This is a genomic window from Plantactinospora sp. DSM 117369 (genome assembly GCF_053764795.1).
The window spans coordinates 6,844,047-6,866,472 of the sequence record NZ_CM132446.1 but is presented as its reverse complement, the minus strand read 5'-3'; the positions used below and the strand labels follow the sequence as shown (position 1 = coordinate 6,866,472).

The following is a 22,426-nucleotide window of genomic DNA, read 5'->3' as shown; positions in this document are numbered from 1 at the left end:
CGCCCCACCGCCGCCACCCACCGACCGGAAGGCACCACCGCGATGCAGTCAGGGATCTCGGAGATTCTGCCGTTGTCGCCGTTGCAGGAAGGCCTGCTCTTCCACAGCGTGTACGACGACGGGACCGACGTCTACACGGTGCAGATGGCGCTCGACCTGGCCGGCGAGCTCGACGCCGAGCGCCTGCGGACGGCGGCGGAGGCCCTGCTGGACCGGCATCCCCACCTGCGCGCGGCGTTCCGCTACCAGCGGGCCGACCGCATGCTCGCGGTGGTGCCCAAGCAGGCGGCGCTGCCGTGGATCGTGCGGGACCTCGGCGACCTGCCGGAGTCCGAGGCCGACGAGGAGTTGCGACGGCTGGCCGACGACGAGCGGGCGCACCGGTTCGACCTCGGTGCCCCGCCGCTCATGCGGTTCCTGCTCGCCACCCGCGGCCCCGGACGGCACCGGTTGGTCCTCACCATCCATCACATCCTGCTCGACGGCTGGTCGATGCCGTTGCTGCTGCGGGAGCTGTTCGCGCTCTACGGTTCGCACGGCGACCCGGCGGTGCTGCCCCCCGCCACCGCGTACCGCGAATACCTGAGCTGGCTCGCGGGGCGCGACCGGGACGCCGCCGCGCAGGCGTGGCGGACGGCGCTCGCCGGAATCGACGAACCGACCCGCCTGGCGCCGGCGGATCCCGGCCGGCGCAGCGCGATGCCCGAGCGGCTGGTGCGGCCGTTGCCGGCCGACCTGAGCAGCTCTCTGCGGTCGCGCGCCGCGGCGGCCGGGCTGACGGTGGGAAGCGTGCTCCAGACCGCCTGGGCGACCGTGCTCGGCGGGCTCACGGCGCGCACCGACGTGGTCTTCGGCGCCATCGTGGCGAGCCGGCCCGCGGAGCTGCCGGGCAGCGAGACGATGATTGGTCTGCTGCTGGACACCGTCCCGGTCCGGGTTCGGCTGGAGCCGGCCCGGACCTGGACGCAGGTCGCCCGGCGGCTCCAGGACGAGCAGGCGGGCCTGCGCGAGCACCAGCACCTCGGGCTGGCGCGCATCCAGCAGCTCGCCGGCGGGGAACTCTTCGACACCGCCTTCGTCTACGAGAACTACCCGGTCTCCGACCGGGACACGGAGGTCGCCCCCGGCCTGCGCGTGCTGGCGCTGCACGGGCGCGACGCCACGCACTACCCGCTCACCCTGGTCGCCGCGAACACCGGCGACGACCTCGTCCTCCGAGTGGACCACCGGGCGGACCTGGTCGGGGCGGACGTCGCGAACGCCGTACTCGACCGGCTGACGCGCGCGCTGACCGCGATGGCCGCCGACCCGGACCTGATCCTCGCCCGGATCGACACCCTCGGTACGGCCGAACGCGAGCAGATCCTGACCGGCTGGAACGACACCGCGCACCCAGTGCCGCCGGCCACCCTGCCGGCGCTGTTCGAGGCCCAGGTCGCGCGCAGCCCGGAACACCCGGCACTGGTGTTCGAGGGCGAGACCGTCACGTACGCGCAGTTCACCGAGCGGGTGAACCGTCTGGCACACCTGCTCGTCGCGCGCGGTGTCGGGCCGGAGCGCACCGTCGCGGTCGCCGTGCCGCGCAGCATCGACCTGCTCGTCGCGCTGTACGCCGTGCACAAGGCCGGTGGCGCCTACCTGCCGCTGGACACCGGCTATCCGGCTGAGCGGCTGGCGTTCATGCTCGCCGACGCCGCACCGGTGTGCCTGCTCACCGTCGCTTCCGTCGCCGGTGACCTGCCGGGCGGCACGCCATCGGTGGTGCTGGACGACCCGGCGCTGCACGAGCAACTCGGCGCCCAGCCCGCCACCGGCCCGGTTACCGCGCTGCTGCCCGGCCACCCCGCGTACGTCATCTACACCTCCGGCTCCACCGGGCGGCCCAAGGGCGTCGTGGTCGCGCACGAGGCCGTGGCGAACCGCCTGAGGTGGGGTCAGCACCGCTATCCCCTCACCGCCGAGGACCGGGTGATGCAGAAGACCCCGGTCAGCTTCGACGTGTCGGTCTGGGAGCTGTTCTGGCCCCTCCAGGTCGGCGCCACCCTGGTGATCGCCCGGCCGGACGGTCACCGCGACGCGGCCTACCTGGCCGAGCTCATCGACCGGGAGCGGGTCACCACCGTCCACTTCGTACCCGTCCTGCTCGACGTCTTCCTCCACGAACCGGCCGCGGCGCGGCTCGGCACGCTGCGCCGGGTGCTGTGCAGCGGCGAGGCGCTCTCCGCCGAGGTCGCCGAGCGTTTCCACCGCACCGTCGATGCCGAGCTGCACAATCTCTACGGGCCGACCGAGGCCGCGGTGGAAATCATCGCCTGCCAGGTGCCGCCGCAGGCGAACGGCCGGGCGGTACCGATCGGTCGGCCGGTGTGGAACAGCCGGGTCTACGTGCTCGACGCCGCGCTGCGGCCGGTGCCGCCGGGGGTGACCGGCGAACTGTACCTGGCCGGCGTGCAGTTGGGTCGCGGGTACCTGCGCCGGCCCGGTCTCACCGCCGACCGGTTCGTCGCCGATCCGTTCACCGGCGGCGGCGCGCGGATGTACCGCACCGGCGACCTCGTGTCCTGGCGCGCCGACGGCGTACTCGACTACCACGGTCGCGCCGACGGCCAGGTGAAGCTGCGCGGCCAGCGGGTCGAACTCGGCGAGATCGAGGCGGTGCTCGCCGCCTGCCCGGGAGTGGCCCGCGCGGTGGTGCTGATCCGCGCCGACCGCTCCGGCAGTCAACGGCTGGTGGCCTACGTGGTCCCGGACGGTCCGGCCCCGACCCTCGCCGGCATACAGGAGCGCCTGCGGCGGCAGCTGCCGGACTACATGGTGCCGACGGCGCTGGTGACGTTGGACGAGTTCCCGCTCAACCCGAGCGGCAAGCTGGACCGGCGCGCGCTGCCCGCACCGATCTCCGACCCCGTCACGACCGGCGCACCCCGTACGCCCGAGGAGGCGGCGATCTGCGCGGCCGTCGCGGCCGTCGTCGGCGTCCCGCAGGTCGATCCGGACGCCAACTTCTTCGACCTCGGCGGCGACAGCATCCTCGCCATCGCGCTCGTGGCCCGGCTGCGCAAGGCCGGCGTGCGGTTGACCCCGCGCGACATCTTCCAGAACCCCACGGCGGCCGGGCTGGCGGCGGTCGCCGCCGAGCGGACGCAGCCGGACACGAAGCCCGCTGACGACGGTACGGGCGACGCGCCGCTGACTCCGATCATGCACGCGTTCCGCGAGCGTGGCGGGCCGTTCGCGCGGCTGGCCCAGTCGATGCTGCTGCGCGTGCCGGCCGGCCTGGACACCGACCGGCTCACCGCCGTCCTGCGGGCGGTGCTCGACCACCATCCCGTGCTGCGCGCCCGGCTCGCCGACGGTCCGGACGGTCGACCCGTGCTGCGGATCGGCGCGCCCGGCAGCGTCGACGCCGCCGGGCTGCTGCGCCGGGTGGACGTCGCGGCCCTCGGCGACGCGGACGCCCTCGCGCTCCTGGCCGGGCAGGCCGCGACCGCCCGCGGCGAGCTGGACCCGGCGCGCGGGCGGATGGTCCGGGCAGTCTGGTTCGACGCCGGCCCCGACCGGCCCGGCCGGCTGCTGCTGGTGCTGCACCATCTCGTCGTCGACGGGGTCTCGTGGCGGATCCTGCTGCCCGACCTGGCACAGGCGTGGACCGCGGTCGTCGCGGGGGAGCCGGTCGCGCTGACACCCGGCGGCACCTCGTTCCGGAGCTGGGCCGTCGCGCTGGAGGCCGCCGCGGCCGATCCGGCACGGGCTGCCGAGGCCGGGCGGTGGGCGGCGATGCTCCGCGAACCGGAGCCGCTGATCGGTGACCGGCCGCTGGACGCCACGCGCGACACGGCGCAGACGCTGCGCAGCCTCAACCTGGAACTGCCACCGGCGGTGGCCAGGCCGCTGCTCAACTCGGTGCCGACCGCCTTCCGCGCCCGGGTCAACGACGTGCTGCTGGCGGCGCTCGCCCTCGCGGTCACGCAGTGGCGTCGCCTGCGCGGCCAGGACAGCGCCGCCGGCGTGCTGGTCGACCTGGAGGGGCACGGGCGCGGTGAGCTGCTGCCCGGGGCCGACCTGTCCCGGACGGTCGGCTGGTTCACCTCGCTGTACCCGGTACGCCTCACCGGTGCCCCGGCCGACCGGGCGGGCCGGTGGGCACCCGAGGCGCTCGACCGTACCGTGGCCGCCGTTGCGGAACTGCTGGCCGGGCTGCCCGACGACGGCCTGGGGTACGGCATCCTGCGCTACGGCGGCGGGGCCGCCGGTGCGGAACTCGCCGCTGCGCCGCGCCCGCAGATCGGCTTCAACTACCTCGGCCGGATCGGTTCCGGCAGCGCGGACGGCGGTGGGGAATGGCAGCCCGATCGGGCGCTCGCCGCGCTCGGCACCGACCGGGGCGGTGAGCTGCCACCCGCGCACGCGGTCGAGCTGAACCTGTTCGCCCAGGACGGTCCGGACGGCCCCCGCCTGGTCACCTCGTGGACCTGGCCGCAGACGCTGCTGGGCGAGGCGGACGTCCGCGAGCTGGGCGAGCTGTGGCAGCACGCGGCCCGCGCGCTGGTGGACCGGGCGGCCGCGCCGGACGTGGTCGTCGCCGACCGCACCGCGTCGGACTTCCCGCTCGTCACGCTCGGGTCCGACGAGATCGCCGCACTGCTCGGTCAGCACCCGGGCGCCGCCGATTTGCTGCCGCTGGCGCCGCTACAGAACGGGCTGCTGTTCCACACGCTCTTCGACGAGAACGCACCCGACGTCTACCTGGTGCAGACGGTCCTGGACATCACCGGGCCGCTGGACAGCGCCGCCCTGCGCGCCGCCGCCGACGGGGTGCTGCGCCGCCACGACAACCTGCGGGCGGCCTTCTACCACCAGGGTCTGCGCGAACCCGTGCAGGTGATCCTCGCCGAGGTGGAGACGCCCTGGCACGAGGTCGACCTGACCGGCCTACCCGAGGCGGAGGTCGCGGCCGAGGCCGACCGTCTCACCCTGGAGGACCGGCGGACCCGCTTCGACCTGGGCCGGGCGCCGCTGCTGAGGTTCAGCCTGCTGCGTACCGGCCCGCAACGGCACCGGTTCATCCTCAGCACCCACCACATCCTGGTCGACGGCTGGTCCCGGCCCGTCCTGATGGAGGAACTCTTCCTGCTGTACCGGCATGGCGATGCGCGGCGGCTGCCGCCGGCCGGCCGTTACCGCGACTTCCTCGCCTGGGTCGCCGGTCAGGAGCGCACCGAGGCCGAAGCCCGCTGGCGGGAGGCGCTCGACGGCCTCGACGGGCCGACCTTGCTCGCCCCGGCCGACCGGGCCCGTCGGCCACTACGCCCGGAGTCGACCTCGATCGAACTGCCGGCGGCGGACGCCGAGGCGCTGGCGTCGGCCGCCCGTGCGCTCGGGGTGACCGTCAACACCGTCGTGCAGAGCGCGTGGGCGCTGCTGCTCCGCTCGGCAACCGGCCGCGACGACGTCTGCTTCGGCGCCACCGTGGCGGGACGACCGCCGGAGGTCCCCGGCATCGAGCGGATGGTGGGCCTCTTCATCAACACGGTGCCGGTCCGGATCCGGCCGCACGCCGCGGAAACCCTCCGCGACCTGGCGCGGCGGGTGCAGGCGGAGCAGTCGGTGCTGATGGCGCACCAGCACCTCAGCCTCGCCGACATCCAGCGGCTGGTCGGAGCCGAGGAGCTCTTCGACACGGCGGTGGCGTTCGAGAGCTATCCGAACCTGCCGACCGCACCCGACATCGACGACACCGGGCTGCGGATCGAGGCCGTGCCGGGCCGTACCGTCTCGCACTATCCGCTCAGCCTCACCGCCGTACCGGGCGCCCGGCTGCACCTGCGGATGAACTACCGGCCCGACCTCTTCACGCCGGAGGCCGTCGACGGGCTGCTGGACCGGCTGGTGCGGGTGCTGTCCCGATTCGCCGACGATCCGGCGGCCCCGGTCGCCTCCCTGGAGCCGCTGCTCGCCGTCGAACGCCGCCGCGTGCTCGACACCGGCGCCGGACCGTCGCGGGTGGACACGCCCGGCCGGACCCTGCCCGTCCTGCTGCTCGCCCAGGCCCACCGCACCCCGGACGCCATCGCGCTCGTCGACGCGACCGAGGCCGTGTCCTACGACGCGCTGCGCCGCCGGGCGAACCGGCTGGCCCGGGTCCTCGTCACCCGTGGCGCCGGACCGGAGCGGGTCGTCGCGCTCGCCGTACCGCGTGGCACCGGCCTCGTGGTCGCGTTGCACGCGATCACCCAGACCGGCGCCGCGTACCTGCCGCTGGACACCGACTACCCGGCGGAGCGGGTCGCGTTCATGGCCGCCGACGCCGCGCCGGTCGTGCTCGTCACGACGAGGGAGGTCGCCGCCCGCTGGCGGCTGGTCGGCGTGCCCGTCGTCGCCGTCGACGATTCCGCCGTCGCGGCGGAGGTGGCCGCCACGGACGACGCCGACCTGACCGACGCCGACCGGGCGGCCCCGCTGCTCGACCGCCACCCCGCGTACGTGATCTACACGTCCGGTTCGACCGGCCGTCCCAAGGGCGTCGTCGTGGAACACCGGATGCTGGCCGACTACCTCGGGCACGCGGCCGCCGCCTACCCATCGGCCGCCGGGGTGGCACTGCTGCACTCGTCGGTGTCGTTCGACATGTCGGTGACCGCGCTGCACGCCCCGCTGGTGACGGGGGGCTGCGTCCGGCTGGCCGCCATCGAGGACGCGGTCCCGGACCGCGCGCACCCCACGCTGCCCCCCGGCTGGACGCTGTTCAAGGGCACCCCGAGCCACCTGACCCTGATGCAGTCCGCGGCGGTCGACCTGGCGCCGACCCAGGAACTGCTGCTGGCCGGCGAACCGCTGACCGGCACGCAACTGCAGGACTGGCGGCAGCAGCACCCGGACGTGGCGGTGCTCAACGTCTACGGCCCGACCGAGACGACCGTCAGCGCCACCGAGCATCGCATCCCGGCCGGTGCGCCGGTCGCGACGGGTGCCGTACCGATCGGCCGCCCGCTGCCGAACACCCGCTGTTACGTCCTCGACAGCGGCCTGCGGCTGCTGCCCGCCGGCGCTGTCGGTGAGCTCTACCTCGCCGGGAACCGGGTCGCGCGCGGGTACCTGCGGCGCCCCGCCCTGTCGTCGGCACGGTTCGTCGCCGACCCGTTCGGGCCGGCCGGCTCCCGGATGTACCGCACCGGCGACCTGGTCCGGTGGAACCCGGACGGCACGCTCGACTTCGTCGGCCGGGTCGACGACCAGGTGAAGATCCGCGGCTTCCGGATCGAGCCGGGCGAGATCGAGACGGCGCTGAGCCGCCATCCCCGGATCGCCCGTGCCACCGTGATGGTGCGCGAGGACGTGCCGGGCGACCGCCGCCTGGTGGCGTACGTGGTCGGGCGCGACGGGCACCGGCCGGTGGCCGCCGAGGTCCGCCGGTTCGTCGGCGAGAGCCTTCCCGAGTACATGGTGCCGCAGACCGTGGTCGTCCTGGACGAGCTGCCGCTGACCCCCAACGGCAAGGTGGACCGGCGGGCGCTGCCGGTACCGGTCGTGGGCGGGCTGGCCGAGGCGCGCCCGCCGCGTAACCCGCACGAGGAGATCCTCTGCGAGCTGTTCGCCGAGGTGCTCGGCACGGCCCGGGTCGGCGTCGACGAGAACTTCTTCGAGTTGGGCGGTCACTCGCTGTCGGCGACCCGGCTGGTCGGCCGGATCCGGGCCACCTTCGGCGCGGAGCTGCCGATCCGGGCGCTGTTCGAGACGCCGACGGCTGCGGGCGTGGCCCGGCGGCTCGCCGAGTCGGCGGGGCGGGGCCGCGCCCCGGTGGTGGCCGTGCCACGCAAGGGCGCTGTTCCGTTGTCCTTCGCGCAGCGCCGGCTGTGGTTCCTCAACGAGCTGGAGGGCGCCGGCCCGCTGTACAGCATCCCCATGGTGCTGCGGCTACGCGGCGAACTCGACCGCGACGCCCTGCTCGGCGCGGTGCGCGACGTGGTCGTGCGCCACGAGAGTCTCCGCACGCTGTTTCCGGAGGTCGACGGCGAGCCGCAGCAGATAATCCTCGACCCGGAGCGGGCGGTGGGGATGGTGACGCTCCCGGTGGCGGAGCCGGGGCCCGGCGGCGTCTCCGCCGAGGTGCGGGCCCTGGTCCGGCGCGGGTTCCGGCTCGCCGAGGAGTTGCCGCTGCGGGCGGTGCTGCTGGCCACGGGTCCGGACGAGCACGTGCTCGTGGCGGTGCTGCACCACATCGCCGGTGACGGTTGGTCGATGCGGCCGCTCGCCCGTGACCTCGCCCTCGCCTACACCGCGCGACGCGACGGGCGGGTGGCCGACCTGCCGGCGCTCCCCGTCCAGTACGCCGACTACGCGGTGTGGCAGCGGGAGTGGCTCGGTGACGAGGACGATCCGGACAGCCCGATCAGCCGGCAGCGCGACCACTGGACCGGCGTCCTCGCCGGGCTTCCCGAGGAGCTGGACCTGCCGGTCGACCGGCGCCGTCCGGCCGTGTCGTCGTACCAGGGCGGCAAGGTCCGGTTCGCCCTCGACGCGGAGCTGCACAAGCAGCTCGGCGTCCTGGCCCGGCGGAACAAGGCCAGCCTCTTCATGGTGTTGCAGGCGGGCCTCGCCGCGCTGCTGACCCGGCTCGGCGCCGGCACCGACATCCCGATCGGCAGCCCGATCGCCGGCCGGACCGACAGCAGCCTGGACAACCTCGTCGGCTTCTTCATCAACACCCTGGTGCTGCGCACGAGCACCGCCGGCAACCCGAGCGTGCAGGAGCTGGTCGCCCGCGTCCGGGAGACCGACCTGGCCGCGTACGAGCACCAGGACCTGCCGTTCGAGCGGCTCGTCGAGCTGCTCAACCCGGCGCGCTCCCTCGCCCGGCACCCGTTGTTCCAGGTCATGCTGTCGTTGCAGAACACCCCCGAGGCGAGCATCCAGCTACCCGGGCTCAGCCTCAGCGCGGTGGCCGGAGCCGCCGACGTGGCGAAGTTCGACCTGTCCTTCGCGATGGGGGAGCGACGGGGCGCCGGCGGGCAGGCCGAGGGCATCGAGGGGGTCGTGGAGTACAGCAGCGACCTGTTCGACCACTCCACCGTGGACACCATGCTCCAGCGGTACGTCCGGGTGCTGCGCGCGTTCGTCGCCGACCCCGCCGCCCGGATCGGCGCGATCGACGTGCTCACCCCGGCGGAACGGGACGTGCTCACCGCCCCGGCCGAGCCGGTGCGTGAGCGGACGCCGACCCTCGACGGCCTTGTCACGGCGCAGGCCACCCGTACCCCCGACGCGGTCGCCCTGGTGCACGGGGACACCGAGGTGACCTACGCCGAGCTGGTACGCCGGGCGAACCGGCTGGCGCACGCGCTCGCCGACCGGGGGGCCGGGCCGGAGAAGACCGTCGCCGTCGCCGTGCCCCGCTCGGTCGACCTGGTGGTCGCCATCCTCGCCACGCTGAAGACCGGCGCGGCGTACCTGCCGCTGGACACCGAGCATCCGCCGGAGCGGCTCGGCTATCTGATCTCCGACGCGGACCCCGTCCTGCTGGTCACCGTCGCCGAGGTGGCCGACCGGTGGCCGCCGGTCTCGGACCGGGCGGTCCTGCTCCTCGACCGTGCGGACCTGACCCGGCTGCCCGCCGACGAACCCGCCGTGCTGCGCAACTCCGCCAACCCGGCGTACGTCATCTACACGTCCGGTTCGACCGGCCGCCCCAAGGGCGTCGTCGTCGAGCACCGCACGGTCGTGCCGATCATCAAGGCGTCCGTGCGGGCGTTCGGCGCGGGCCCCGGCCGAACCGTGCTCCAGCACGCCTCGGCCGGATTCGACAACTCCGTCTGGGAGATGTTCATCGCGCTCGGCTCCGGTGCCACCCTGTGCCTCGGTCCGGCCCAGGCGATGGGCTCCGGCGAGGAGCTGGCGGAGCTGATCCAGCGGCACGGCGTCGACCTGGCCGTGCTGGTGCCGTCGGTGCTGGCGTTGGTCGACCGGGACCGGGTGCCGGGCCTGCACACGCTGCTCGTCGGCGGCGAGGCGATCCCGCCCGCGCTCGCGCAGCGCTGGGCCGGCGACCGGAGGATGTTCAACACCTACGGCCCCACCGAGGCGTCGATCCACTGCACGCTCGCCCGGCTCACCCCGGCGAACGCGGGCGGCACACCGATCGGAAAGCCCAACGACGGTGTCACGGTGCGCCTGCTCGACGACCGCCTCCAGCCGGTGCCCGCGGGGGTCGTCGGTGAGCTGTACATCAGCGGCGTCGGGGTCGCCCGCGGCTACCACCGCCGTCCCGGTCTGACCGCGGGCCGGTTCGTCGCCGACCCCTACGGCCCGCCCGGCGCCCGCATGTACCGCACCGGGGACCTGGCGCGCCGCGACGCCACGGGCGACCTCTTCTTCGCCGGCCGCGCCGACGACCAGGTCAAGGTTCGCGGTGTGCGGATCGAGCTGGGCGAGATCGAGACGGTTCTGGCCGCCCACCCGGCGGTGGACCGGGCCGCCGTCGCCGTGCACGGCGACCGTCTCGTCGGCTACCCGGTCCCGGCAGCCGGCGCCACGCTGCCGTCGCCGGCCGAGCTGCGCCGGCACCTGCGGCGCACGCTGCCCGAGCAGATGGTCCCGACGGTGTTCCTCGGGCTGGACGCGTTGCCGCTCAACGTGAACGGCAAGCTCGACCGCAAGGCCCTGCCGGTACCCGAGTTGCCGTCCGCGCGGGCCGGGCGGGGACCGTCCGATCCGCGCGAGGACCTGCTCTGCATGCTCTTCGCCGAGGTGTTGGGTGTGGCCCGGGTAGGCGTCGACGACAACTTCTTCGAATTGGGCGGTCACTCCCTGGCGGCGACCCGGCTGGTGAGCCGGATCCGTTCGACCTTCGGCGAGGAGGTGCCGGTCCGCCAGGTCTTCGAGACTCCCACGGTGGCGGCCCTGGCCCGCAGGGTGACCGGCGGGGCACCCGCCCGGGCGCCCCTGGAGGTGGTGGCGCGGCCGGAGCGGATCCCGCTGTCCCACGCCCAGCGTCGGCTCTGGCTCATCGACCAGTTGGAGGGGCCGAGCGCCACCTACAACGTACCGATGGTGCTGCGGCTGCGCGGCGACCTCGACACCGACGCGCTGCGGCAGGCGTTCGCCGACGTGGTGGGCCGGCACGAGAGCCTCCGGACGGTTTTCCGCGAGATCGATCAGGAGCCGTTCCAGGTGGTCCTGTCTGCCACGGCGGCGGTCCCCGCTCTTGCGGTGCTGCGGCCCGCGCCGGGCGACGTCGACGGATGCGTCCGGGAGCAGCTCGACCACGCCTTCGACCTGGCGGCGGAACCGCCGGTGCGCGCCGCTCTGGTGGTCCTGGGCCCGCTCGAGCACCTGCTCGTCGTGACCTGCCACCACATCGCCACCGACGGCTGGTCGGCCGGTCCGTTCGCGCGTGACCTGGCCGAGGCGTACGCCGCGCGGCGCACCGGGAGCGCGCCGGCGTGGCAGCCGTTGCCGGTGCAGTACGCCGACTACGCGCTCTGGCAGCACCGCTGGCTGGGCAGCGAGAGCGACCCGGACAGCCCGATCTCCCAGCAGTTGGCCTACTGGACCAAGACCCTGGTCGCGCTGCCCGAGGAGTTGACGCTGCCGTTCGACCACCCGCGTCCCGCGGCGCTGTCCCACCGCGGCGGCACCGTCCCGCTCGTCCTCGACGCCGGGCTGCACGCCCGGGTGACCGCCCTGGCGGCGTCGACGGGGACGAGTGTGTTCATGGTGGTGCAGGCGGCGTTGGCGGCGTTGCTGACCCGGTTGGGTGCGGGGTCGGATGTGCCGATCGGTACGCCGGTGGCGGGGCGGTCCGACGACGCGCTCGACGAGTTGGTGGGGTTCTTCGTCAACACGGTGGTGTTGCGTACGGACACGGGTGGGGATCCGTCGTTCCGGGAGTTGCTGGGTCGGGTGCGTGAGGCTGACCTGGCGGCGTACGGGTACCAGGATCTGCCGTTCGAGCGGCTGGTGGAGGTGCTCAACCCGATACGGTCCCTGGCGCGGCACCCGCTCTTCCAGGTCATGCTGTCGCTGCAACCGGCGAGCACGCCCGCCGCGCTCACCCCCAGCCTCGACGCCGCCGGCCTGAAGGCCGAGAGCGATGAACTCGGCGCCGGCACCGGACCCACGTCGGCGAAGTTCGACCTGTCGGTGCGGTTGACCGAGATCTCCGGCGCCGACGGCCGGCCCGCCGGGATGACCGGCACCCTCGCCTACGCCGCGGACCTGTTCGAACGCGGCACCGCGGAGAAGATCGCCGCCCGGTTCGTACGCCTGCTCCAGGCCGTCGTACGCGAACCCGACCAGCGGATCGGCGCGGCGGACCTGCTCGACGCCGAGGAGCGTCGGGAACTGCTCGCCGAGTGGCAGCAGACCGTGAGCAGGGCACCGGACCTGCTGGTGCCGGACCTGGTCCAGGCGCAGGCCGCCCGTACTCCCGAGGCGCCGGCGGTGGAGTTCGGCGTCGAGGTCCTCTCCTATGCCGAACTCAACGCGCGCGCCAACCGTCTCGCCCGCCTGCTGCGCGACCACGGGGCCGGACCGGAGCAGCTCGTCGCGCTCGCCGTCCCGCGCTCGGTCGACATGGTCGTCGCCGTGCTGGCGGTGCTCAAGAGCGGCGCGGCCTACCTGCCGATCGACCCGGACTATCCGGCCGAGCGGATCGCGCTGATGCTCACCGACGCCACGCCGGCCGTGCTGGTCACCACCTCGGCGGTTGCCGGGCAGTTGCCCGCCGCCGCCGCGCGCCGGCTCGTGCTCGACGACGCGGGCGTGCGGGCCGACCTCGCCGCCCGGGCGGACGGCGACCTGACCGACGCCGACCGGACGGCGCCACTCACCGCCGACCATCCCGCCTACGTCATCTACACTTCCGGGTCGACCGGCCGCCCCAAGGGTGTCGTGCTGACCCACCGGGGCATCCCCAACCTGCTGTTGACCCGCAAGGTCGTGTACGACATCGGTCCCGGCGCACGGATGCTCCAGTTCGCCTCCCTCAGCTTCGACTCCGCGATGTCGGAGCTGTGCGCGCCGCTGGTTTCCGGCGCGTGCGTCGTGCTGGGGCTCGCCGACCGGCTCGTGCAGCTGGCCAACCTGCCCGAGCTGATCGCGGAGCGCCAGGTCAGCCACGTGACACTGCCACCCGCCGTGCTCAGCAGGCTTCCCGACGGGAGCCTGCCGTCGGTGCGCACGCTGGCCGTCGTCGGCGAGGCACCGCCGGCCGATCTGGCGGCACGCTGGGCCATCGGACGGCGGATGTTCAACGCGTACGGACCGACCGAGGCGACGGTCTGCGCGACGATGACCGAGCCCCTCGAGGCACGCGCGGGCGTGCCGCCGATCGGACGGCCGTTGCCGAACACCCGGGCGTACGTCCTCGACGTCCATCTGAACCCGGTCCCGGCCGGGGTCCCGGGTGAGCTGTACCTCTCCGGCGTCAACCTCGCCCGGGGCTACCTGGGACAGCGCGGGCTCACCGCGGACCGGTTCGTCGCCGATCCCTTCGGCGGGCCGGGCGGGCGGATGTACCGCACCGGCGACCTGGTCCGCCGGCGCGCCGACGGCCAGCTCGACTTCCTCGGCCGGGCCGACCACCAGGTGAAGCTGCGCGGCTTCCGGATCGAGCTGGGCGAGATCGAGGCGGCCCTGGCCAGCGCGCCCGGTGTGGCGCAGGCACTCGTGCTGGTGCGGGCGAACACGTCCGGCGGACGGGGCCTGGTCGCCTACGTCGTCGCGCATCCCGGCGCCGACCCGGGCGAGACGGAGCTGCGCGCCCATCTGGCCGCGATCCTCCCCGACTACATGGTTCCGTCGGCCTTCGTGCGCCTGCCCGAACTACCCCTGACGGTCAACGGCAAGGTCGACCGGGCCGCCCTGCCCGCACCCCGCGACCCGTCCGGCCCGCTCCGGAAGCCCGCCGACGGTCGCGAGGCGCAGCTCTGCGCGCTCGTCGCCAGCGTGCTGGGACTGGACCGGGTCGGCGTGGACGACAACTTCTTCGCGATCGGCGGCGACAGCATCGTCGCCATCCAGCTGGTCAGCCGGGCACGCGGGGCCGGACTGGTCTTCACCCCGCGCGACATCTTCCGGCACCAGACCGTCGCCGCTCTCGCCGCTGTCGCCACCGAGGCCGAGCCTGCGGAGGCGGTGGCCGACGACGGCACCGGCACGCTGCCGCTGACGCCGATCGTGTCGTGGCTGCGCGGGCTCAGCGGTCCCATCGAGGGCCTGAACCAGTCGAGGTTACTGCGGGTCCCGGCCGGGATCGGGCTGGACCGGCTCGTCCGCGCGGTGCAGGGCGTGCTGGACCACCACGACGCGCTGCGGATCCGTCTGCACCGCCGCCCCGACACCTGGGAACTGTCCGTCGGGCCGCGCGGCAGCGTGGCCGCCGCCGACCGGGTCCGCCGCGTCGACGTGGCGAACCTGGACGCGGCGGCCCTGCGCGACGCGCTCGGCACCCACGGCGAGGCGGCCCGCCGCCGGCTCGATCCGAACGCCGGCGCGGTTGCCGAGGTCGTCTGGTTCGACGCCGGGCCGGGGACGCCGGGCCGGTTGCTGGTCGTCGCGCACCACCTCGTCGTCGACCGGGTCTCCTGGAGCATCCTGCTGCCGGACCTGGCCGCGGCGTGGGAGTCGGCGACCGGCGACGAGCCCGTGGTACTCCCTCCGGTGCCCACCTCGCTGCGCCGCTGGGCGCTGGCGCTGCGGGAGGCGGCGCACGATCCTCGGCGGGTGGCCGAACTGCCGGTGTGGTCGCGGATGCTGGCCCGTCCGGAGCCACCGCTCGGTGCCCGGGCGCTCGATCCCGGGCGCGACGTGCGTGGCACGGCGGAGGCCGTCAGCGCCGAGCTGCCGGCCGAGGTCACCGCCGCGCTGCTGACGTCCGTCCCGGCCGCGTTCCACGCGCAGCCGAACGAGGTCCTGCTGACCGGGCTGGCCCTGGCCGTGGCCCGGTGGCGGCAACGGCGCGGCGTCGTCGCGCCGGCCGTGCTGGTGGACATGGAGGGCCACGGCCGCGAGGACGCGGGTCCAGGCCTGGACGTCACCCGCACCGTGGGCTGGTTCACCACGATGTACCCGGTCGCGGTCGACCTTGGCGGCATCGACCCGGGCGCGGTGTCCGACGCCGGCACGCTCCTCAAACGCGTCAAGGAGACCCTGCGGGCGCTGCCCGACAACGGCTTGGGCTACGGGATGCTGCGCTATCTCAACCCGGATACCGCCGCGGTGCTCGCCCCGCTCGCCCCGCCGCAGATCGGCTTCAACTACCTCGGCCGGTCCGCCGGTGCCGCCTCCGTCGGCACCGGCTGGTCGCCGGCCACCGCCGACGAACTCCGGCTGCCCGGCAGCGATCCCGGCCTGGCCGTCTCGCACGTACTGGACGTCACCGCCATCACCCGCGAGGAGGCCGGCGGCCCCCGGCTACTCACCCGCTGGAGCTGGCCGGCGGGCATGTTCGGCGCCGCCGAGGTGCGGGAGCTGACCGAGCTGTGGCACGCCGCGCTCGCCGCGTTGGTGGAGTGCGCCGGCCGGCCCGGCGGCGGTGGGTACACCCCGTCGGACTTCCCGCTCGTCGACCTCACCCAGCAGGACCTCGACGCGTTGCAGGAGGACGCGGCCGGGCTGGTCGACGTGCTGCCGCTCGCACCGCTCCAGGAGGGCCTGCTGTTCCACCTCCGTCACGGCGGCGAGGGGCTGGACCCGTACCTGGTGCAGCTCGCCGTCGACTGCGAGGGCGACCTCGACGCGGCGGCGCTGCGGGCGGCCGGTGCGGCGTTGCTGGAGCGCCACCCGAACCTGCGCGCCGGATTCCGGTACCTGACCGACGGCGTCGCGGTGCAGTACGTGCCCGGGCGGGTCGAGCTGCCGTGGACCGAGGTCGACGTCACATCCCTGCCCGAGGCGGAGCGCGTTGCCGAGCTGGACCGGCTGGCGGCCGCCGAACGCGGGGCCGGGTTCGACCCGGACCGTCCGCCGCTGCTCCGCCTGCTGCTGGTGCGGATCGCCGACCGGCGGTACCGGTTGGTCCTCACCAACCACCACATCCTCTTCGACGGCTGGTCGGCGCCGTTGCTGCTGCGCGACCTGGTGGGTCTCTACGCCGCCGGAGGGTCTGCCGCCGGTCTGCCGCCGGCCGGGGACTTCCGCCGCTACCTGCGCTGGCTCGTCGGACAGGACCGGGCCGGCACCGAGGCGGCCTGGCGGCTGGCGCTGTCCGGCGTGACCGAGGCGACCCGGCTCAGCCGGCCCGAGCCCGGCCCGGCCGACCGGCTGCCCGAGCGGCTCCTCGCCGACCTGCCGGCGGACGTCGCCACGGCGGTGCAACGCCGGGCCGCCGCGACCGGGGTGACCCTCAACACCGTGCTCCAGACCGCCTGGGCGGTCGTGCTGGGCGGGCTGACCGGCCGCCGGGACGTCGTCTTCGGCGCCACCGTGTCCGGCCGGCCGCCGGAGCTGGCCGGCATAGAGACGATGGTCGGTCTGTTGATCAACACCGTGCCGGTTCGGGTACGCCTCGACCCTGGCGCCCCCTGGCCGCAGACGCTGCGGCGGGTACAGGACGAACAGGCGGAACTGACCCCGCATCACCACCTCGGCCTGGCGCACATCCAGCGGCTGGTCGGCGTCGGCGAACTGTTCGACACGGCCTTCGTGTTCGAGAACTACCCGATCGACGCCGCCGGGGAGGGTGCCACGGGCGCGCCGGACGGCCTACGAGTCACCCGGGTCGACGGCCGTGACTCGGCGCACTACCCGGTCGTCGTGGCGGCCTCACCAGCCCGTGGCGGGCTGCGGCTGCGGCTGGACTACCGGAGCGACCTGATCGCCCCGGAGGCCGCCAGAGCGCTCCTGGGACGGCTGGAGAGGGTACTGGCGGCCACCGCGGTCGACTGGGAGCAGCCGCTGGGCCGGCTCGGCCTGCTCGACGAGATGGAACGGCACACCCTGCTGGTCGAGTGGAACGCCACGCGACAGCCGGTCGGCGACGGCCCGCAGACGATCACCGACGCCTTTGCCCGGGTGGCGGCCGAGCGGCCGGAGGCGCCCGCGCTGGCGCTGGGCGGGCAGACCGTGACCTACCGGGAACTGGACGGGGCCGCCACCCGGTTGGCCCGCCGCCTCGTCGGCGCGGGCCTGCGGCCGGACCAGCGGGTGGGCCTGCTCTTCGAGCGCTCGGTAGAACTCGTGCTCGCCGCGCTCGCCGTCGGGCGGGCGGGCGGCGCGTACGTACCGCTCGACCCGAAACACCCGGCCGCCCGGCAGCGGCTGATTCTGGCCGAGACCGCGGCGCCGTTCCTGCTGACCGGGGCCGACCGCACGGACGACTGGCTGGCCGGACTGGAGGACCGGGTGACGGTCGTCCCGGTGACCCTCGACGACTTCACCGGCACCGGCGACGCCTCCGGTCCACCCCTGCCGCCGGTCGCGCCGGACCAGGTCGCCTACGTCATGTACACCTCGGGTTCGACGGGGTTGCCGAAGGGGGCCGCGGTCACCCATCGCGACGTCGTGGAGCTGGCGGCCGACCGGTGCTGGCGTACCGGCAGCCAGGAGCGCGTGCTGTTCCACTCGCCACACGCGTGGGACGCCTCGACCCTGGAATGGTGGGTGCCGCTGCTCAACGGCGGCGAGGTCGTCGTCGCGCCGCCGCAGGCGCTGGACACCGCGGTGCTGCGCGACCTGATCGTCGGCGAGCGGATCACCGGCCTGTGGCTCTCCGCCGGGCTGTTCCGGCTGCTGGCCGAGGAGGATCCGGCCTGCTTCGCGGGCCTGCGCGAGGTCCGCACCGGTGGCGACGTGGTCTCGGCCGACGCGGTACGGGCGGTGCTCGCGGCGTGTCCACGGACCGTGGTGACCAACGGGTACGGGCCGACCGAGGCGACGGTCTTCGCGGTGCACCACGCGATGCGCCAGGGCGACCCGGTGGGCGACACCGTGCCGATCGGCCGGCTGCTGGACAACATGCGCGGCTACGTCCTCGACGCGTTCGCCCGCCCGGTGCCGGTCGGCGTCGCCGGAGAGCTGTACCTCGCCGGATCCGGTCTGGCGCAGGGCTACGAGCGGGACCCGGCCACGACGGCGTGCATGTTCCCGGCCGATCCTTTCGGGCCGCCCGGCACCCGGATGTACCGGACCGGTGACCTGGTACGGTGGCGGCCGGACGGGCGGCTCGAGTTCGTCGGCCGGGTCGACGACCAGGTGAAGATCCGCGGCTTCCGGATCGAGACCGGGGAGATCGAGACCGCGCTGACCGGCCACCCTGCGATCGGGCAGGCCGCCGTCCTGGCCCGGGAGTACCGGCCGGGTGACCGGCGTCTGGTGGCGTACCTGGTCGCGGCGCCCGGCGCCACGGTGCCGGAGCCGCCGGTGCTAGCGGAGCACCTGCGTGGGTCGCTGCCTGACTACATGGTGCCTTCGGCGTTCGTGACGCTGCAGCGGTTGCCGCTGACCAGCAACGCCAAGCTGGACCGGGCGGCGCTGCCGCTGCCGTCGTCCGCCTCCGGGACGGGCCGGTCGCCGCGTACCCCGCGCGAGGCGCTGCTCTGCACGATCTTCGCGGAGGTCCTGGGTGCCGAGCGGGTGCGACTGGACGACGACTTCTTCGCGCTGGGTGGCAACTCGCTGCTGGCCGCCGCGCTGCTGACCCGGCTGCGAACGGTCTTCGGTGCGCGGCTGAGCATCCAGACGCTGTTTGCCGGGCCTACCCCGGCGCAGGTCGCCACGGCGCTGGACGACTCGGTGGCCGGCGCGGCGGACAGCTTCGCCGTGCTGCTTCCGCTGCGGGCCGGGGGCGACCGGCCGCCGCTGTTCTGTGTGCACGCCGGTGGTGGCCTGAGCTGGCGCTACTACGGGCTGCTGCGCCACCTTCCGCCCGGCCAGCCGGTGTACGGGCTCCAGGCCCGCGTCTACAGCACTCCCGGCTACCAACCGGACGACGTGGCGGAGGTGGCCGCCGACTACGTGGCGCAGTTGCGGGCGGTCCAGCCGCACGGCCCCTACCACCTCGTCGGCTGGTCCTTCGGCGGTCTGGTGGCACACGCGATGGCGACCGCGTTGCGGGCGACGGGGGAGCGGGTCGAACTGCTGGCGCTGCTGGACGCCTTTCCGGCGCAGGACGGGGACGACGTCGTCGTGCCCACCGCCGCGGACCTCCTGCCGGTGCTGCTGGAGGCCGCGGACGTCACGGTCGGCTCGACCGGGACCGCGGGGCTGACGGTGGACCGGGCCGCCGAGGAGCTCCGGGAGCACGGCGGGCCGCTGGGAGACCTGCTGGCCGACCGGGTGGGCACGGTGCTCGAGACGTTCCGGACCGGCCTGCGCCTTCGCCGGACGTACCGACCAGAGGTCTTCGACGGCGAGCTGCAACTGTTCGTCGCGGACGGGACCGATCCGGCCGTGGCGGCGAGGCGGTGGGAGCCGTTCGTCACCGGGCGGATAACCGGTCACCCGTTGCCGTTCGCGCACGGCGACCTGCTGCGTCCGGAAGCTCTGGCCGTCGTCGTCGACCGGCTCGGCGACCGGCTCCCCAAATCGTACGAGAAGGGAAGTGACTGATGCAGGAGCTTCACGACCTGGGCACGACCGCGCCGTTGGGCGAGGTCCCACGATTCATGCGCGCGGCGCTGATCCGCCGTAGCCGCTACGGCGAGCCGGCGAAGGCGTTCGAGATCGAGGTCGTCGAGGTGCCGCCGGTCGGCCCCAAGCAGCTCTTGGTCTCGGTCATGGCGGCCGGCATCAACTACAACGGCGTGTGGGCGGCGCTCGGCGCACCCGCCGACGTGATCGCCCTCCGACAGAAGAAAGGCGACCCGCACGACTTCCACATCGCCGGCACCGAGGGTTCCGGTGTGGTCTACGCCGTCGGCTCCGAGGTCACCCAGTTCCGGGTGGGCGACCACGTCGTCTTCGGAGGCCTGCAATGGAACGAGTCCGCGCCCGACATCCGTCTCGGGGTCGATCCCACCGCTTCGCGGTCCCAGGTCGCCTGGGGCTACGAGAGCAACTTCGGTTCCTTCGCGCAGTACTGCCTGGTCGACGAGTACCAGTGTTATGCCAAGCCCGCCGATCTCACCTGGGAGGGCGCCGGGGCGATGATCGGCTGCGCGGCGACCGCCTACCGTCAGTTGTTCGGGTGGCACCCGCACACCGTGCAACCCGGTGATCCGGTACTGGTCTGGGGCGGCGCGGGTGGCCTGGGGTCGATGGCCATCCAACTGGTGAGTCTGTTCGGCGGCCGTCCGATCGCCGTGGTCTCCAGCGACGCCAAGGCCGAGTACTGCCGGCGGCTGGGAGCGGTCGGAGTGATCAACCGGTCCGAGTTCGACCACTGGGGTCGGATGCCCGACCAGGACACGCCGGAGTACGCGAGGTGGATGTCCGGCGTACGCGCCTTCGGGCGCAAGTTCTGGGAGGTGCTCGGTGAGCGCCGCAACCCGCGGATCGTCTTCGAGCACCCGGGCCGCGACACCCTGCCGACGTCGATCTACTTGTGCGACCACGCGGGAATGGTGGTCACCTGCGCCGGGACGAGCGGCTACAACGGGGACCTGGATCTGCGGTTTCTCTGGATGCACCAGAAGCGACTGCAGGGCTCGCACGCGGCGAACGTGCGGGAGACGGCGGCGATGGTCCGGCTCGCCGGCGCGGGCCGGCTGGATCCGTGCGTGACGGTGGCCGAGCCGATGAGCGAGATCGGTTCACTGCACCAGGCCCTGTACGAGAATCGGCACGAACCCGGGAACATGGCCGTGCTGATCGGCGCGTCAGTGCGCGGGCAGACCGGCTGAAACAGCGCTGGACAACGCGACGCGGTACGGGCCGCACGGTGGGCCGTTCCTTCACGGTGGGCCGTCCCGCCGGCTGCCGTCTGCGCACCCCAGAGCCGCCCCGCAAGGCTGGGTAGGGCTGGGCTCGTCGCGGACGGCGGGCGGCGGACCGGCCCTCGTGTCCGATGTGGACTAGCCGACGAGAGCCGGCCGGGGCAACGCCCTTGTCGTCAGGCCCGTGCTCGGCCACGAACCTTCGCCCGAGCATCGACCCCGCCTGGCGATGCGGTTGTCGCACCGAGAGGCGGGTCAGCCACGGTTGCGGACCGCGCTTCCGCAGGGCCGGCCGCGACCACGACCGACGCGTACGCCGGTCGCACCGGTGCGACCGGCGGGTCGGGTGTTTCAGTAGGGCCGGGCCAGGCCCAAGCAGCCGAGTGCCTCGGTGAGTTCGGACGGCCTGTCCCGCAGCTCGGGCAGCGCGTTGCTGTAGACGGTGGCGGCGTACTTCTCGCCGCCGTCCGCGCAGATGCACGCGATGTCACGTAGTTCCGGATCCTCAATGGCCGCGACCACGGCGCCGAGCACCGCGGCACCGCCGGAGCCGCCGAGCGCGAGACCGGTGCGTTCCCGGAGGACCCGGCATGCCTGGGCGCCGTCCAGGTCGTCGACCCGCACGCGCCTGTCCCAGTCCGCCGGGGCCAGGAACGACGACCGTACACCTGAGCCGAAGCCGGCGAGTTTGAACGGTCGCGGGGCCGGGTCACCGCCGGTCGCGGCCGACCCGACGGCGTCCACGGCGATCACCCGGGTGCCGGGGTGCTGCTCCCGCAGATATCGCGACACCCCGGCCAGCGTGCCGCCCGTGGAGACCGCCACCGCCGCCGCGTCCAGCCCGCCGCCGAGATCGCCGACCAACTCGGGAGCCGTCCACCGATAGTGCACGTCGGGATTGGCGGGGCTGTGGTACTGGTCGGTCCAGACCGCCGACGAGTCCGTCCGGAGGATGTCCTGCACCCTGCTCAACCGGGCCCGCACCGCGTTGCCACCGCTCACGTCACCGATCTGCACGACATCGGCGCCGTACGCGGCGATGCGGCGGACACTCTCCGGCGGTGCGGTGGCGTCCACGACGAGGGTGCACCGGTAGCCCCGGGCGGCGCAGAGCCCGGCCAGCGCCACGCCGAGATTGCCGGAGGACGACTCGACGACCCGCTGTCCGGGGCTGAGGCGCCCGGTCGTCTCCAGCGTGGTGAGCAGCCCATGCGCGGTGCGGGCCTTGATCGAGCCGAACTGGTTGCCCGCCTCGATCTTCAGCCGGATGCGACGCATCCGGCCACGCACGGGAACTTCGACGGAAACCAGCGGGGTGCCACCGACCGAGTACTCTTCGTCGAAACTGACCGAAAAATGCGAGACGACCATTTCACCGCCGTTATAAGATGTGCACGCTGCAATGACCCCCCGGCATGTCGGAAGCGCCGTACCCCTCGGCGGACAGAAGTCCCCGGAAGTGCAGACGGTGCGCTGGATCCTGGTCAGGCCAAGTGGAGTGGAGACCTTCGGAATCCACGCTGAAAGAAACCTGGTCAATCAGTGACCGTATTTCAGCGGAGCCCCCGTTGGTCATTCATGACGTGGAGCCGAGCCTAGCAAGACACAGACGTTCG

3 protein-coding genes are annotated in these 22,426 nt (G+C 73.9%); 2 read left to right on the top strand and 1 reads right to left on the bottom strand.

Annotated features, from left to right (window positions below):
- Positions 1-42 precede the first annotated feature (42 nt).
- Both ACSMXO_RS28945 and ccrA read left to right on the top strand, forming a co-directional pair.
- On the top strand, positions 43-19,545 hold the full coding sequence (locus ACSMXO_RS28945) for a non-ribosomal peptide synthase/polyketide synthase (protein WP_455414625.1): 19,503 nt from the start codon (positions 43-45) through the stop codon (positions 19,543-19,545).
- Entirely contained in the window at positions 19,545-20,777 is a 1,233-nt protein-coding gene (gene ccrA / locus ACSMXO_RS28940; RefSeq protein ID WP_455414624.1) for a crotonyl-CoA carboxylase/reductase, read from the top strand. The genes ACSMXO_RS28945 and ccrA overlap by 1 nt, the downstream gene beginning before the upstream one ends.
- 384 nt (positions 20,778-21,161) lie before the next feature.
- Here ccrA and ACSMXO_RS28935 read toward each other — a convergent pair whose 3' ends face one another.
- A complete protein-coding gene (locus ACSMXO_RS28935) occupies positions 21,162-22,181 on the bottom strand; it encodes a pyridoxal-phosphate dependent enzyme (RefSeq protein ID WP_455414623.1) in 1,020 nt (339 codons plus the stop codon).
- Positions 22,182-22,426 lie beyond the last annotated feature (245 nt).

Coding starts and splice junctions, on each gene's coding strand:
- ccrA (WP_455414624.1), top strand. CDS start 19,545: ATGCAGGAGCTTCACGACCTGGGCACGACCGCGCCGTTGGGCGAGGTC.
- ACSMXO_RS28945 (WP_455414625.1), top strand. CDS start 43: ATGCAGTCAGGGATCTCGGAGATTCTGCCGTTGTCGCCGTTGCAGGAA.
- ACSMXO_RS28935 (WP_455414623.1), bottom strand. CDS start 22,181: ATGGTCGTCTCGCATTTTTCGGTCAGTTTCGACGAAGAGTACTCGGTC.